Below are 15,039 nucleotides of genomic sequence, written 5' to 3'. Positions count from 1 at the left end.
GCTGCCCACGAGAAGTCCCATGCTTATCGGTAGCTATTCCCCCTCGCTGGTCGCGATCTCGCTGTTTGTCGCGATCCTCGCTTCCTACACCGCCCTGGACCTCACCGGCCGCATCGCGACCGCCAAGGGGCGCGCCGTGTATTTATGGATAGCCGGCGGGGCCATGGCGATGGGGGTAGGCGTCTGGTCCATGCACTTTATCGGCATGCTGGCGTTGCGCCTGCCGTTTGCCTTGGGCTTCGACATCGGTATCACCGCGCTGTCGTTGTTGATCGCGGTATTGTCCTGCGGCTTTGCATTATGGCTGGTCAGCCAAGCGCGTTTGCCTGCCTGGCAACTGGCGTTTGGCGCGCTGGTCATGGGCAGCGGTATTGCCACCATGCACTACACCGGCATGGCCGCGATGCGCATGACGCCGGGCATCGACTATGACCCCACGCTATTTGGCCTATCGTTGCTGATCGCGGTGGTGGCGTCCGGCGCCGCGCTGTTGATCGCGTTCAACCTGCGCCGCAACACGCCTTACGTACGCCTGGCCCGTGGTGGTGCGGCGGTGGTGATGGGCTTTGCAATCGTCGGCATGCATTACACCGGCATGGCGGCCGCACGCTTTGCCGATGAAAGCTACTGCGCCGCCGTGCTGGACGGTTTGAGTGGCAAGGGCCTGGATAACCTGGTGTTGGTGACGACCCTGGCGGTACTGGCCATCGCGTTGCTGACGTCGTTGCTCGACGCGCGCCTGGAAGCCCGCACTGCGGTGCTCGCCGACTCACTGACCCAAGCCAACCAGGAACTGACCCACCTGGCCCTGCACGATATGCTCACCGGCCTGCCCAATCGCACCTTGCTGGCCGATCGTATTCAACAGGCCATCGAGGCGGTAAAGGAGCAGGGCGGTTGCTTTGCCCTGATGTTCATCGACCTGGATGGCTTCAAGCCGGTCAACGATGCTTTTGGCCATCACATGGGCGACCAGTTGTTGCGCGAAGTCGGCCTGCGCCTGCGCGAAGACCTGCGCAGTCACGACACCCTGGCGCGCATCGGCGGCGATGAGTTTGTATTGCTGGTGCAGTTGACCCAGCCCGACGATGCCCTCGGCCTTGCCGAACGCCAGGTGGTGCTGATCAACCGCGCGTTCCAGGTGGCCGAGCATGAGCTGAAGATTTCCGCCAGCGTCGGCATCGCCATGTTCCCGGGCAATGGCAACACCCCCCAGGAACTGCTGATGAACGCCGACGCCGCCATGTACCATGCCAAGGGCATGGGCAAGAACGGCTACAGCTTCTTTGATGTGTCGATGAACACCAATGCGCGCAAGCAATTGCAGCTGCTGCAAGACCTGCGCAATGCCCTTGAGCACGAGCAGTTCCGGCTGTATTACCAGCCCAAGTTTGATGCGATCAGTGGGATCCCGGTGGGCGCCGAAGCGCTGGTGCGCTGGGAGCATCCGCAACAAGGCTTGTTGTTGCCGGCGACCTTTATCGAACTGGCGGAAAAAACCGGCCTGATCATCCCCATCGGCGAATGGGTGCTCAATGAAGCCTGTCGCCAAATGAGCCTGTGGTACGCCCAGGGTTATGAGCACTGGCGCATTGCGGTGAACTTGTCGGCGTTGCAGTTTTGCCACGCCGGGCTGGTCAACAGCGTGGCCGGCGCCCTGGCGCGGCACCGGTTGCCGGCCAACAGCCTGACCCTGGAAATCACCGAAACCACCGCGATGAGCGATGCCGATGCGAGCATGACGGTGTTGCAGCAGCTGTCGGACATGGGCGTGGACCTGTCCATCGACGATTTCGGCACGGGCTACTCCAGCCTGATGTATCTCAAGCGCCTGCCGGCCAACGAGTTGAAGATCGACCGTGGTTTTGTGCGTGACCTGGAGCATGACAGCGACGACGCCGCCATCGTGTCTGCCATTGTTGCCTTGGGCCAGGCGCTGGGGCTGCGAATCGTCGCCGAAGGTGTGGAAACCGATGTGCAGCAGAGTTTTCTCACACGGTTGGGGTGCAACTCCCTGCAAGGCTACCTGCTCGGCCACCCGTTGCCGGCGGACGGTTTCATGGACCATATCCAGCGCGGTGAAGACGCAGCGGCGCCTGACAAAAGCCGTGCGTGACGGTTAGTATCGGATCCAACCCTAAACACCAGGTTGGATCAGGAGACCGCACGCATGGACAAAGTCCTCATCATCACCGGGGGAAGCCGTGGTATCGGCGCCGAGACGGCATTGCTGGCTGCCCGCGAGGGCTATCGCCTCTGCATCAACTATCACTCCGATGAAAAAGCCGCCCACAGCGTGCTCGAGCAGGTTCGCGGCCTCGGTGCCCAGGCGATTGCGGTGCGCGCGGATGTCAGTATCGAAGATGAAGTGATTGCGCTGTTTCATCGTGTGGACGCCGAACTGGGCCGGGTCACCGCGTTGGTGAACAATGCCGGCACCGTGGGCCACAAGTCGCGGGTGGATGAGATGTCCGAGTTCCGCATCCTGAACATTCTCAAGACCAATGTGCTCGGTCCGATCCTGTGCGCCAAACACGCGGTGCTGCGGATGTCGCCCAAGCATGGCGGGCAGGGCGGTAGTATCGTCAACGTGTCTTCGGTGGCCGCACGCCTGGGTTCGCCGGGTGAATACGTCGACTACGCCGCATCCAAGGGCGCACTCGACACCTTCACCCTCGGCCTGTCGAAAGAAGTGGCGGGCGAGGGCATCCGCGTCAACGCGGTGCGCCCCGGCTACATCTTCACCGACTTCCACGCCCTGAGCGGCGACCCGGACCGGGTCAGCAAGCTCGAGTCCGGTATTCCCATGGCCCGTGGCGGGCGGCCCGATGAAGTGGCGGAAGCGATTATCTGGTTGCTGTCGGACAAGGCTTCGTATGCCACGGGGACTTTTCTGGATTTGGGTGGCGGTCGCTAGCTCATGCAGTGCCTGCACCGGCGCCATCGGGGGCAAGCCCCCTCCCACACTTGAGAGTATTCACAGCCCAAAATGTGGGAGGGGGCTTGCCCCCGATGGCGTCAGAAAGCGCAACGCCATCTCTCAAAACGACCGCACAATCCGCCCCAACGTTTCCATCGCCTTCTCCGAGGCCTCGGTCCACGGGCTGCCGTAGTTCAGGCGAATACAGTTGCGAAAGCGCTGGGTCGCCGAAAAGATCGGCCCCGGCGCAATGCTGATGCCTTGCGCCAGCGCCATCTGGAACAACTTCAACGAATCGGTCTGCTCCGGCAATTCCAGCCACAGGAAATACCCGCCGGCCGGCTGGCTCACCCGTGTCTGCGCCGGGAAGTAGCGGGCGATTGCCGCCAGCATGGCGCTTTGCTGTTCTTCCAGGGCATAGCGCAGTTTACGTAAGTGGCGGTCATAGCCGCCGTGTTGCAGGTAGTCGGCAATCGCCGCTTGCGCCGGCATCGAGGGGCACAGCGAGGTCATCAGCTTCAAGCGCTCGACCTTCTGCGCGTAGCGCCCGGCCGCCACCCAGCCGACGCGATAGCCCGGCGCCAGGCTCTTGGCGAAGGAGCCGCAGTGCATCACCAGGCCTTCGGTGTCGAAGGCCTTGGCCGGCTTGGGTGCCTGCTGCCCGTAGTACAACTCGGCGTACACGTCGTCCTCGATCAACGGCACCTGATGGCTGCGCAATAACTCGACCAGCGCCTGCTTCTTTGCTTCCGGCAATGTGGCGCCCATGGGGTTCTGGAAGCTGGTCATGGTCCAGCAGGCCTTGATCGGGTAGCGCTCCAGGGTTTGCGCCAGGGCGTTGAGGTCGATGCCATCGCGCGGATGCACCGGGATTTCCACCGCCTTGAGCTTCAGGCGCTCCAGCACTTGCAGGCAGGCGTAGAACGCCGGGGCCTCGATGGCCACCAGGTCGCCCGGTTCGGTGACCGCTTGCAGGCACAGGTTCAACGCTTCCAGGGCGCCGTTGGTGATCAGCAGTTCCTCCATGGGCAGCATCAGGCCGCCGACCATATAGCGCAGGGCAATCTGCCGACGCAGTTGCGGGTTGCCCGGCGACATATCGGTGACCACCAGGCGCGGGTCCATCTCGCGGCTGGCGCTGGCCAGGGAGCGGGCCAGGCGCGGCAGCGGGAACAGCATCGGGCTGGGGAAGGCCGAGCCGAAGGGCACGGTGTTGGGGTCTTTGATCGAATCGAGTACCGAGAACACCAGTTCGCTGACATCGACTTCGGTGGACTCATGCACCTGCTCGCTCACCACCGGTTCGGAGAACGGGCTGGGTGCATGGGTGTTGACGAAGTAGCCGGAGCGCGGCCGTGCCCGGATCAACCCGCGACGCTCCAACAGGTAGTAGGCCTGGAACACCGTGGACGGGCTGACGCCATAGGTCTGGCTGGCATAGCGCACCGACGGCACACGCTGGCCGGGGCCGAGCACGCCGGAGCGGATCAGTTCTGCGATGTCGTCGGCGAATTTTTCGTAGCGTTTCATGTTGGCCTTAAACAAATAGGTAATATGAGTGCAGCCCCTCTCACATTTGATCGGCATCATTTCCGACAGCGAGGTCTCAGCGGTTCAGTGGTGCCACAAAGCGGCTGTCGGCGGCGCTGTAGATCCACGGCTCGTCCACATCCGAAACCTTGAAGCGCACTGTCTGCGAACTGCTCGCCGGCCTGTCGGCCAGCAACGCTACCGACACCGGCATATCGACGATTTCCCCCGGTGCCAGGCTGATCTCGGTCTTGCCTTGCAGTTGGAAACCCTCTGCATCCAGCAGCTCCACCCGGTATTCCTGGCGCTGCTGTGTCTTGTTGATGACCTTGAGGCTGTAGATGTTTTCGATCTGGCCCTGGGCGTTCTCGCGGAACATGCCACGGTCCTTGGTCACGTCCAGCGACACCATTGGCCGCTCCACCAATGCCACCACCAACGCCGCAATCATCACCAGCAGCACCGCACTGTAGCCGATCAGGCGCGGCCTGAGCAGGTGGGTCTTGCCGCCTTGGAGTTGATGCTCGGAGGTGTAGCTCACCAAGCCCCGCGCATAGCCCATCTTGTCCATGATCGAATCGCAGGCGTCGATACACGCTGCACAGCCGATGCATTCCATTTGCAGGCCGTCGCGGATGTCGATGCCGGTGGGGCAGACCTGCACGCACAGCTGGCAGTCAATACAGTCGCCCAGGCCGACAGCGGCTGGCGTGACCTCGCGTTTACGCGGGCCGCGATGCTCGCCACGGGCGCTATCGTAGGAAATGGTCAGGGTGTCTTTATCGAACATCACGCTCTGGAACCGCGCATACGGACACATGTGCATGCACACCGCTTCACGCAGCCAGCCGGCGTTGATGTAGGTGGCGGCGGTAAAAAACAGCACCCAGAACAGACTCACGCCGCCCATTTGCCAGGTCAGCAGTTCGGCGGCCAGGGGGCGGATCGGCGTGAAGTAGCCGACAAAGGTCAGCCCGGTGAGCACGCTGATGCCCAGCCACAACGTGTGTTTGGCCGAGCGTCGCGCGAGTTTGTTCAGGCTCCAGGGCGCCGCTTGCAGCTTGATACGCTGGTTGCGCTCGCCCTCGGTGGCCTTTTCGCACCACATGAACAGCCAGGTAAACGAGCTTTGCGGACAGGTGTAGCCACACCACACGCGGCCGGCGAACACCGTAATCGCAAACAGGCCGAAGGCACAGATGATCAGCAACGCCGATAACAGGATGAAATCCTGGGGCCAGAAGGTGGCGCCGAAAATATGGAATTTGCTTTCGGCCAAGTCCCACAGCACGGCTTGCCGCCCACCCCAGTTCAGCCACACCGTGCCGAAGAACGCCAGGAACAGAAAGCCCGCGCCAGCCACGCGCAAGGTGCGGAACAGGCCGGTGAAACTGCGGGTATGGATCAGGTTGTCGCTGGATTTGGCCTTCACCTTCTTTGGGTGGATCGGCTCAAAGGTTTCCACGGTTGGGATTCGTTCGCTCATGGTCGTTCGCTCATCAGCCTCCATCAGGCCGATGAACTATGCGCGCCGGTCTGTTTGCGTAACAGACTCAGGTATGGCGATAAAAAGCGGATCAGATAGGCATTGGCCAGGGGCCTGCGTCAATGTGCTGCACCCCATGGCGCTTGAGGTGCAGCCAGCTCTGGCGCGTGCTGATACAGATCAATTAAATCAGCGAACCAGGTTCTTCAGCCTTTACATGCTGGCGCCCATCATGGGCACCTGCCACCGTCAGGGCGTCGGCCTCGGCTTCGGTGATATAGATCCGCTCGGCCGCCAGTTCCACGTACGACATGGATTTGTCGGTGTCGGTAACGATATTGACCCGGGTCGCCGGCACACTCTGTTCCTGGCCGTTCTCATCGAGCCTGAAGTAGCACAACTGGTTTTCGATACGTATTGTCATGTCGATCTCCTTTTCATGGGCTGTGTAAGGTTAGGGTTCGGCGATGCAGGCGCGTTCAAGGCAACTGACTGGCGGTCGCCGCTGTCCATCCTTCATCAATAAAGACAAAGGACAGTGTTCATGGACGCCTGGTGGAATGAAGTGTGGCAAACCCTGCAGGCCGAATTTGCCGATATCGGCGACGCCCGACAGCTCACCCAGATCACCGTGCGCCTGGTGATCGCCGCGATCCTGGGCGGCATTCTCGGGTTCGAACGCGAGAGCAAGGGCAAGGCCGCCGGCGTGCGCACCCACATGCTGGTGGCCTTGGGCGCGGCGCTGTTTGTCATGGTGCCGCAGATGTCGGGTAATCAGGCGGATGCCATGAGCCGCGTGGTACAGGGTGTGATTGCCGGGATTGGGTTCCTGGGCGCCGGCACCATCATCAAGGGCAAGGATGATGACGAGGGGCATGTGAAGGGCCTGACGACGGCTGCCGGTTTGTGGATGACCGCTGCGATTGGGGTCTCGGCCGGATTGGGTCGGGAATCGACAGCGGTACTGAGTACCTTGTTGGCCTTGGCGGTGTTCAGCGTGATGCCAAAAATCGTCAAGCGATTTGAGAAGGACTGACGATCACCGGCGGCATGGTCGTCGGCGGTTCCTCTACCGGTGGCGGTTCATTTTCCGGCGGTTCCTTCTCGGGAATCGGCTCGGGCTCCGTGGGGGGCAAGGTCGGGTTGTCGATATTCGGGTCCGGGGTTTCTGCCGGGATCGGGATATTCATCGGTGTGGCCTCCTTTGTGCTTTGCTCTGTTGGTGGACATCCGCCGGGGCCAATTGATTCCCCGCCCAATGGCGGTAGATCCAGCTGAACTTTTAACCCAGGCCCAAGCTCGGACCTATAGCGGCCCTGCTCAGGGAGAGCGCGGCCGTATCGGAATTCGGATCAAGCAAAGAGCGTCCACAGGGCGTAAGGGGAAGATGCTCGATGACTGCTGAAACACTGGCTCCAGAAGACTCCATATTGCCGCTGTCCCAGGCGCTGTTGCTGCCCAGGATCGCGATCGAAAGCACTTCACCCGTGATCGACGGCGGCGAATTTGCCGTCAAGGCTGTGGTAGGCCAACGGGTCAACGTCACCAGCAAGGTATTCGCCGATGGCCACGACAAGCTGGCCGTACTGATCCGCTGGCGCCCGCTGCATGAAGAAAGCTGGCACAGCGTGGTCATGAACGACGTGGGCAACAATGGCTGGGAAGGGGCGTTTACCGTCACCGTCCAGGGCCCTCACGAATACTGCATCGAAGCCTGGATCGATACCTTCGCCAGCTTCTGCTATGAACTGCGCAAAAAACATGAAGCCGGGGTGCCGGTCAGCCTGGAGTTGCAGGAAGGCCGCAGCCTGGTGCTGCAGGCCGCCGAACGCAGCGACAACGAACTGCGCGACCGCCTGATGCTGTTGCACCACGAACTCTCCGGTTTGCTGGAAACCGAGCAGGTCGCGCTGTTTTTGCACGAAGACAGTGCACACCTGATGACCCAGGCCGACCACCGCGCCTATTTGAGCATCAGCACCGTCTACCCGATTGATGTGGAGCGCGAGGCGGCGCAGTTTGCCAGTTGGTACGAGCTGTTTCCCCGTTCGATCACCGACGATCCGGCCCGCCACGGTACCTTCAACGACGTGCACTCGCGCTTGTCGATGATCCATGACATGGGCTTCGACGTGCTGTACTTCCCGCCGATCCACCCGATCGGGCGCAGCCACCGCAAAGGCAAGAACAATTCCCTGACCGCAGGCCCCGATGATCCGGGCAGCCCCTATGCCATCGGCAGCGAGGAGGGCGGCCACGAGGCCATCCACCCGCAGTTGGGCAGCCGTGATGACTTCAGGCGCCTGGTCAAGGCCGCCGCCGAGCATGGCCTGGAGATCGCCCTGGATTTTGCCATCCAGTGCTCCCAGGACCACCCGTGGCTCAAAGAGCACCCGGGCTGGTTCAACTGGCGCCCGGACGGCACGATCAAATATGCCGAGAACCCGCCGAAGAAGTACCAGGACATCGTCAACGTCGACTTCTATGCCGCGGATGCGATCCCAGGCCTGTGGACCGAGCTGCGCGACATCGTGGTGGGCTGGGTGGAAGAGGGCGTGAAGACCTTTCGCGTCGATAACCCCCACACCAAGCCGCTGCCCTTTTGGCAGTGGCTGATCGCCGATGTACGGGCAAAGTATCCCGAGGTGATCTTCCTCGCCGAGGCGTTCACCACCCCGGCGATGATGGCGCGCCTGGGCAAGGTCGGTTACTCCCAGAGCTACACCTACTTCACCTGGCGCAATACCAAGGCCGAACTGGCCGAATACCTGGCGCAATTGAACGAGTCGCCGTGGCGCGAATGCTACCGGCCGAACTTCTTCGTCAACACGCCGGATATCAACCCAGGCTTCCTGCATGAGTCCGGGCGCCCAGGTTTCTTGATCCGCGCCGCGCTGGCCACCATGGGGTCGGGCCTGTGGGGCATGTATTCGGGCTTTGAGCTGTGTGAAGCGGCTCCGGTGCCGGGCAAAGAGGAATACCTGGACTCGGAGAAATACGAGATTCGCCCTCGGGACTTCACCGCGCCCGGCAATATCATCGCCGAGATCGCCCAGCTCAACCGCATACGCCGCCAAAACCCGGCCTTGCAGACCCACCTGGGCCTGAAGCTCTACAACGCCTGGAACGACAATATCCTGTACTTCGGTAAGCGCAGCGAGGATGGCAGCAACTTCATTCTCGTAGCCGTCAACCTCGATCCGTTCAATGCTCAGGAGGCCCACTTTGAGTTGCCGTTGTGGGAATTGGGCCTGCCGGACGATGCGCATACCCAGGGTGAAGACCTGATGAACGGCCACCGCTGGACCTGGTATGGCAAGACCCAGTGGACGCGGCTGGAGCCGCAGATGCCGTTCGGGATCTGGCGCATCAGCACCTCCTGAGCCTGGTGAAGATCAACATGTGGGAGGGGGCAAGCCCCCTCCCACATTGACCCGGTTCAGTCTGCACGATTTTTCGAGTATTTCAGGAGTTTCCAATGGCGAAGAAACCCAAGGCTGCCACCTTCATCAAGGACCCGCTCTGGTACAAGGACGCGGTGATCTACCAGGTTCACGTCAAATCCTATTTCGACTCCAACAACGACGGCATCGGTGATTTTCCCGGCCTGATCGCCAAGCTCGACTACATCGCCGACCTGGGCGTCAACACCATCTGGCTGCTGCCGTTCTACCCCTCGCCACGCCGCGATGACGGCTATGACATTGCCGAATACCGGGGCGTGCACAGCGACTACGGAACCATGGCCGATGCCCGGCGCTTTATCGCCGAGGCCCACAAGCGCGGGTTGCGGGTCATCACTGAGCTGGTGATCAACCACACCTCCGACCAGCACCCGTGGTTCCAGAGGGCACGCAAGGCCAAGCCGGGTTCGGCGGCGCGGGACTTCTACGTGTGGTCCGATGACGACCAGAAATACGACGGCACTCGCATCATTTTCCTCGACACCGAAAAGTCCAACTGGACCTGGGACCCGGTCGCCGGCCAGTACTTCTGGCACCGTTTTTATTCCCACCAGCCGGACCTCAATTTCGACAACCCGCAGGTGATGAAAGCCGTGCTGTCGGTGATGCGCTACTGGCTGGACATGGGCATCGACGGCCTGCGCCTGGACGCCATCCCTTACCTGATCGAGCGCGATGGCACCAACAACGAAAACCTGCCGGAAACCCACGACGTCCTTAAGCAGATCCGCGCCGAGATCGACGCCCATTACCCCGACCGCATGCTGCTCGCCGAGGCCAACCAATGGCCGGAAGACACGCAACTGTATTTCGGCGACCGCAAGGGCGATGACGGCGACGAATGCCACATGGCGTTTCACTTCCCGCTGATGCCGCGCATGTACATGGCGCTGGCCCAGGAGGATCGCTTCCCGATCACCGATATCCTGCGCCAGACGCCGGAGATCCCCGCCAATTGCCAATGGGCGATCTTCCTGCGCAACCACGATGAGCTGACCCTGGAAATGGTCACCGATAAAGAGCGCGACTACCTGTGGAACTACTACGCCGCTGACCGCCGCGCACGCATCAACCTGGGCATTCGCCGGCGCCTGGCGCCCTTGATGGAGCGCGACCGTCGCCGGGTCGAGTTGCTCAACAGCCTGCTGCTGTCGATGCCCGGCACGCCGACCCTGTATTACGGCGACGAAATCGGCATGGGCGACAATATCTACCTCGGCGACCGCGATGGCGTGCGCACGCCGATGCAATGGTCCATCGACCGCAACGGCGGTTTCTCCCGCGCCGACCCGGCCAGCTTGGTGCTGCCACCGATCATGGATCCGCAATACGGCTACCTGTCGGTCAACGTCGAAACCCAGGCCCAGGACCCGCACTCGCTGCTGAACTGGACCCGCCGCATGCTGGCGGTGCGCAAGCAGTCCAAGGCGTTTGGGCGCGGCAGCCTGAAAATGCTCTCCCCAAGCAATCGCCGCATCCTGGCGTATACCCGCGAATTCACCGGCGAAGACGGGCGCAACGAAATCATCCTGTGCGTGGCCAACGTCTCGCGCAGCGCCCAGGCGGCCGAGCTGGACCTGTCGGCCTTTGCCGGCATGGTCCCGGTGGAGATGCTCGGCGGCAATGCGTTCCCGCCCATCGGCCAATTGAATTTCCTGCTGACCCTGGCGCCGTATGGCTTCTATTGGTTCGTGCTGGCGGCGGAAAACCAGATGCCCAGCTGGCACGTGGAGCCGGCGCAAAGCATGCCGGACTTCACCACCCTGGTGCTGAAAAAACGCATGGAAGAGCTGCTCGACGAACCCTGTCGCACCACCCTCGAACAGACCTCGCTGCCCGCCTGGCTGCCCAAGCGCCGTTGGTTTGCCGGCAAGGACACCGCCATCGACAGCGTGCGCATCGCCTACGGTGTGCGCTTTGGCGACCCGCAGCACCCGGTCTTGCTCAGCGAGCTGGAAGTGATCGCAGGTGGCCAGGTCAGCCGTTATCAGCTGCCGTTCGGTTTTCTTGGCGAAGATCAGTTCACCAGCGCCTTGCCGCAACAGTTGGCCCTGGCCCGCGTACGGCGGGTGCGTCAGGTGGGCCTGGTGACGGACGCCTTCAGCCTGGAGCACTTTATCCGCGCGGTGATCCAAGGTCTGCAGGCCGGTACCGTATTGAACGGCAGCGACGGCGACCTGCGTTTTGAAGCCACGCCACACTTGGACACGCTGCAACTGACGGACGAGTCGCCGGTGCGTTACTTGTCTGCCGAGCAGTCCAACAGCTCGGTGGTGGTGGGCGAGAGCCTGGTGCTCAAGCTGATCCGCAAAGTCAGCGCCGGGGTGCACCCGGAGCTGGAAATGAGCGCCTACCTGACGCAGGCGGGTTATCCGAATATCTCGCCGCTGATGGGCTCGGTGATTCGCCATGATGGCGCCGGCGAGGACAACCTGCTGATGATCGCCCAGGGCTACTTGAGCAACCAGGGTGACGCATGGAGCTGGACCCAGAACAACCTGGAACGTGCCATTCGCGATGAACTGGCCGAGGCCATCTCCGAACAGGAACAGCATTACAACGCACTGGGCGAGCTGGCGGACTTCGCCGGGCTGCTCGGCCAGCGCCTGGGTGAAATGCACGGGGTACTGGGTGCCAAAACGACCAATAAGGACTTCAAGCCCGAACTGACCAGCGCCAAGGATACCCAAGCCTGGGCCAAGGACGTTGGCGCGCAGATCGACCGTGCATTGCAATTGCTCAAGCTGCATCAAAGCCAATTGAACCCTGCCGATCAGGCGCTGGTCAGTGAATTGCTGGCGCAGAAAAAAGCCATCGGCGCGCATGTCCAGGCGCTGTCGAAAGCCACCTTGGGCGGGCTGCGCATTCGCGTTCATGGTGACTTGCACCTGGGCCAGGTGCTGGTGGTGAAGGGCGATGCCTACCTGATCGACTTTGAAGGCGAACCCGCGCGGCCGTTGCATGAACGGCGCGGCAAGCACAGCCCGTATAAAGATGTGAGCGGCGTGTTGCGCTCCTTTGACTATGCGGCGGCCATGGCCTTGAACGTACAAGGGGTGGATCACTCGCCCGCAGCGGATCAGGCGCGCAGACGCGTGACCGATCGCTACCTGAAAGAGGCCCGCCAGGCATTTATCCAGGCTTATCAGGCCGCTGCGTCTACACTGGCGCATGACTGGCAGGATGCCAAGGGCCAGGACGCCGCGCTGACGTTGTTCAGCCTGGAGAAGGCCGCGTATGAGGTAGCGTACGAAGCGGAAAACCGCCCGACCTGGTTGCCGGTGCCCCTGCAGGGCTTGCACGGGTTGTTGAGCGGGATTACATCTAAATCGAACACTGCACGCGGTGGGGAGACGTCATGAGCTTTACGAATAAAGAACCGCTGCAACCGAAGTTGACAGCCATGCCGGCGTCCAAGGACGTCGAAGCGCTGGTGCGCGCGGAGCACCACGACCCGTTTTCCATTCTCGGGCCACACGATGACGAGCAGGGCGGCCAATTTATCCGCGCGTTCCTGCCGGAAGCCTTGAGTGTCCAGGTGTTGAGCCGCGATGGCGGTGAACAGATCGGCAGCCTGGATGCGACCCAGGTGCCGGGGCTGTTCGTCGGGCAGTTCAACACCCGCCAGGCGTACTTGCTGAAAATCCAGTGGGCCGGTGGCGAGCAGATCACCGAAGACCCTTACAGCTTCCAGCAACTGTTGCTGGGGGAGATGGACCTGTACCTGTTCGCCGAAGGTAACCACCGTGATCTCAGCAGTTGCCTGGGGGCCCAGGTGACCAGCGTCGATGGCGTAGACGGCGTGCGTTTTGCCGTGTGGGCGCCGAATGCGCGGCGGGTCTCGGTGGTGGGGGACTTCAATATCTGGGACGGCCGCCGCCACCCGATGCGCCTGCGGCATCCGTCGGGCGTGTGGGAAATCTTTATTCCACGCCTGCAACCTGGCGCCGCCTACAAGTACGAAATCCTCGGCGCCCACGGGATTCTGCCGCTCAAGGCCGACCCGATGGCGCTGGCGACCCAGTTGCCACCCGATACCGCCTCGAAAGTCGCCGCGCCGTTGCAGGTGGACTGGCAGGACCATGAGTGGATGCAAGCGCGGGTCGAGCGCCAGAAGGCCACGGCGCCGCTGTCGATCTACGAGCTGCACGTGGGCTCCTGGCAGTGCGAGCTGGACGAGGCCGGCGAAGTGGCGCGCCAGTACACCTGGCGCGAGCTGGCGGAGCGGTTGGTGCCGTATGTGCAGCAACTGGGCTTCACCCATGTCGAATTGATGCCGATCATGGAACACCCGTTCGGCGGTTCGTGGGGTTACCAGGCGCTGTCGCAGTTCGCACCGACGGCGCGTTTTGGTTCGCCGGAGGATTTCGCCTATTTCGTCAACGCACTCCATCAGGCCGACATCGGCGTGATCCTCGACTGGGTGCCGGCGCATTTCCCCACCGACACCCACGGCCTGGCGCAATTCGACGGCACTGCGTTGTATGAATACGCTAACCCGCTGGAAGGCTTCCACCAGGACTGGGACACGTTGATCTACAACCTGGGCCGCACTGAGGTCCACGGCTTCATGCTGGCCTCGGCGCTGCATTGGCTCAAACACTTCCACATTGATGGGCTGCGCGTGGATGCGGTGGCGTCGATGCTGTACCGCGACTATTCGCGCAAGGCCGGCGAATGGGTGCCCAACCGCCATGGCGGGCGCGAGAACCTGGAAGCCATCGACTTCCTGCGCCACTTGAACGACGTGGTAGCACTGGAGGCGCCCGGCGCGCTGGTGATCGCCGAAGAGTCCACCGCCTGGCCCGGCGTCAGCCAGCCCACCCAACAGGGCGGCCTGGGCTTCAACTACAAGTGGAACATGGGCTGGATGCACGATTCTTTGCATTACATCCAGCAAGACCCGGTCTACCGCGCCCACCACCATAACGAGCTGAGCTTCGGCCTGGTGTATGCGTGGTCCGAGCGTTTCATCCTGCCGATTTCCCACGATGAAGTGGTGCACGGTAAACACTCGCTGATCGACAAGATGCCCGGCGACCGCTGGCAGAAGTTTGCCAACCTGCGCGCCTACCTGACGTTCATGTGGATGCATCCGGGCAAGAAGCTGCTGTTCATGGGCTGCGAATTCGGCCAGTGGCGCGAGTGGAACCACGACCAGCAACTGGACTGGTACTTGCTGCAGTACGCCGAGCACAAAGGCGTGCAAAAGCTGGTGGGTGACTTGAACCGCCTGTATCGCGAAGAGCCGGCCCTGCACGAGCAGGATGATGCGCCCCAGGGTTTCCAGTGGCTGATCGGCGACGACGCGATCAACAGCGTCTACGCCTGGCTGCGCTGGAGCAAGGACGGCAAGCCGGTGCTGGTGGTGGCCAATTTCACCCCGGTGCCCCGTGAGGCCTACAAGGTGGGCGTACCGTTCGGTGGGCGTTGGAGCGAGGTAATCAACAGCGACGCCGACACCTATGCGGGTTCCAATTATGGCAATGGTGGTGGCGTGTTCACCGAGGATGAGCCACGCCATGGGCAACCGGTGTCGCTGTCGTTGAACCTGCCGCCGTTGGGGGTGCTGATTTTGCGGCCTGAGGCGAGTTAAAGGCTCTACCTTGCTGGATTCAGTTGTCCACGCTGCTGGCAGG

The 15,039-nt window shown here is 62.0% G+C and carries 10 protein-coding genes; 6 read left to right on the top strand and 4 right to left on the bottom strand.

The window, feature by feature from the left end:
- Positions 1 to 19: 19 nt before the first annotated feature.
- Both AC07OT_RS19460 and AC07OT_RS19455 read left to right on the top strand, forming a co-directional pair.
- Complete coding sequence (locus AC07OT_RS19460; RefSeq protein ID WP_098479669.1) at positions 20 to 2,116, top strand: putative bifunctional diguanylate cyclase/phosphodiesterase; 2,097 nt, start codon at positions 20 to 22, stop codon at positions 2,114 to 2,116.
- A 54-nt stretch (positions 2,117 to 2,170) separates the two neighbouring features.
- Positions 2,171 to 2,917 carry an SDR family oxidoreductase gene (locus AC07OT_RS19455; RefSeq protein WP_027606391.1) on the top strand — a complete coding sequence of 249 codons (747 nt, stop codon included), beginning with the start codon at positions 2,171 to 2,173 and terminating at the stop codon, positions 2,915 to 2,917.
- A 123-nt stretch (positions 2,918 to 3,040) separates the two neighbouring features.
- Here AC07OT_RS19455 and mapR read toward each other — a convergent pair whose 3' ends face one another.
- The 3 genes from mapR to AC07OT_RS19440 all read right to left on the bottom strand — a co-directional run bounded on the left by mapR (position 3,041) and on the right by AC07OT_RS19440 (position 6,360).
- Positions 3,041 to 4,450: a GntR family transcriptional regulator MpaR gene (gene mapR / locus AC07OT_RS19450; RefSeq protein ID WP_065941278.1), complete on the bottom strand. Its 1,410-nt coding sequence runs from the start codon at positions 4,448 to 4,450 to the stop codon at positions 3,041 to 3,043.
- 76 nt (positions 4,451 to 4,526) lie between these two features.
- On the bottom strand, positions 4,527 to 5,936 hold the full coding sequence (ccoG, locus tag AC07OT_RS19445; protein ID WP_495108813.1) for a cytochrome c oxidase accessory protein CcoG: 1,410 nt from the start codon (positions 5,934 to 5,936) through the stop codon (positions 4,527 to 4,529).
- 184 nt (positions 5,937 to 6,120) lie between these two features.
- The gene (locus AC07OT_RS19440) at positions 6,121 to 6,360 is read right to left on the bottom strand and encodes a DUF3203 family protein (RefSeq protein ID WP_495101574.1); all 240 of its coding nucleotides are present in this window, start codon (positions 6,358 to 6,360) and stop codon (positions 6,121 to 6,123) included.
- Positions 6,361 to 6,480: 120 nt separating this feature from the next.
- On the opposite strand from AC07OT_RS19440, the gene AC07OT_RS19435 reads away from it, so the two are divergent.
- Positions 6,481 to 6,972, top strand: a complete 492-nt coding sequence (locus tag AC07OT_RS19435) for an MgtC/SapB family protein (RefSeq protein WP_495101573.1) — start codon at positions 6,481 to 6,483, stop codon at positions 6,970 to 6,972.
- Here the strand turns inward: AC07OT_RS19435 and AC07OT_RS19430 are convergent.
- Positions 6,950 to 7,126 (bottom strand): hypothetical protein, encoded by a 177-nt coding sequence (locus tag AC07OT_RS19430; protein ID WP_168209022.1) that lies wholly within the window; start codon positions 7,124 to 7,126, stop codon positions 6,950 to 6,952. The genes AC07OT_RS19435 and AC07OT_RS19430 overlap by 23 nt on opposite strands.
- A 204-nt stretch (positions 7,127 to 7,330) precedes the next feature.
- On the opposite strand from AC07OT_RS19430, the gene AC07OT_RS19425 reads away from it, so the two are divergent.
- From AC07OT_RS19425 to glgB, 3 genes are all read left to right on the top strand, one after another.
- Positions 7,331 to 9,319, top strand: a complete 1,989-nt coding sequence (locus AC07OT_RS19425; protein ID WP_115486184.1) for an alpha-1,4-glucan--maltose-1-phosphate maltosyltransferase — start codon at positions 7,331 to 7,333, stop codon at positions 9,317 to 9,319.
- 95 nt (positions 9,320 to 9,414) lie between these two features.
- Positions 9,415 to 12,762: a maltose alpha-D-glucosyltransferase gene (gene treS / locus AC07OT_RS19420; protein ID WP_495108812.1), complete on the top strand. Its 3,348-nt coding sequence runs from the start codon at positions 9,415 to 9,417 to the stop codon at positions 12,760 to 12,762.
- Positions 12,759 to 14,996 carry a 1,4-alpha-glucan branching protein GlgB gene (gene glgB / locus AC07OT_RS19415; RefSeq protein WP_141157577.1) on the top strand — a complete coding sequence of 746 codons (2,238 nt, stop codon included), beginning with the start codon at positions 12,759 to 12,761 and terminating at the stop codon, positions 14,994 to 14,996. The genes treS and glgB overlap by 4 nt, the downstream gene beginning before the upstream one ends.
- Positions 14,997 to 15,039 lie beyond the last annotated feature (43 nt).

The sequence above is a fragment of the Pseudomonas sp. GW821-FHT09C10 genome, from assembly GCF_059418085.1.
This window is presented reverse-complemented; position numbering and strand designations above follow the sequence as displayed.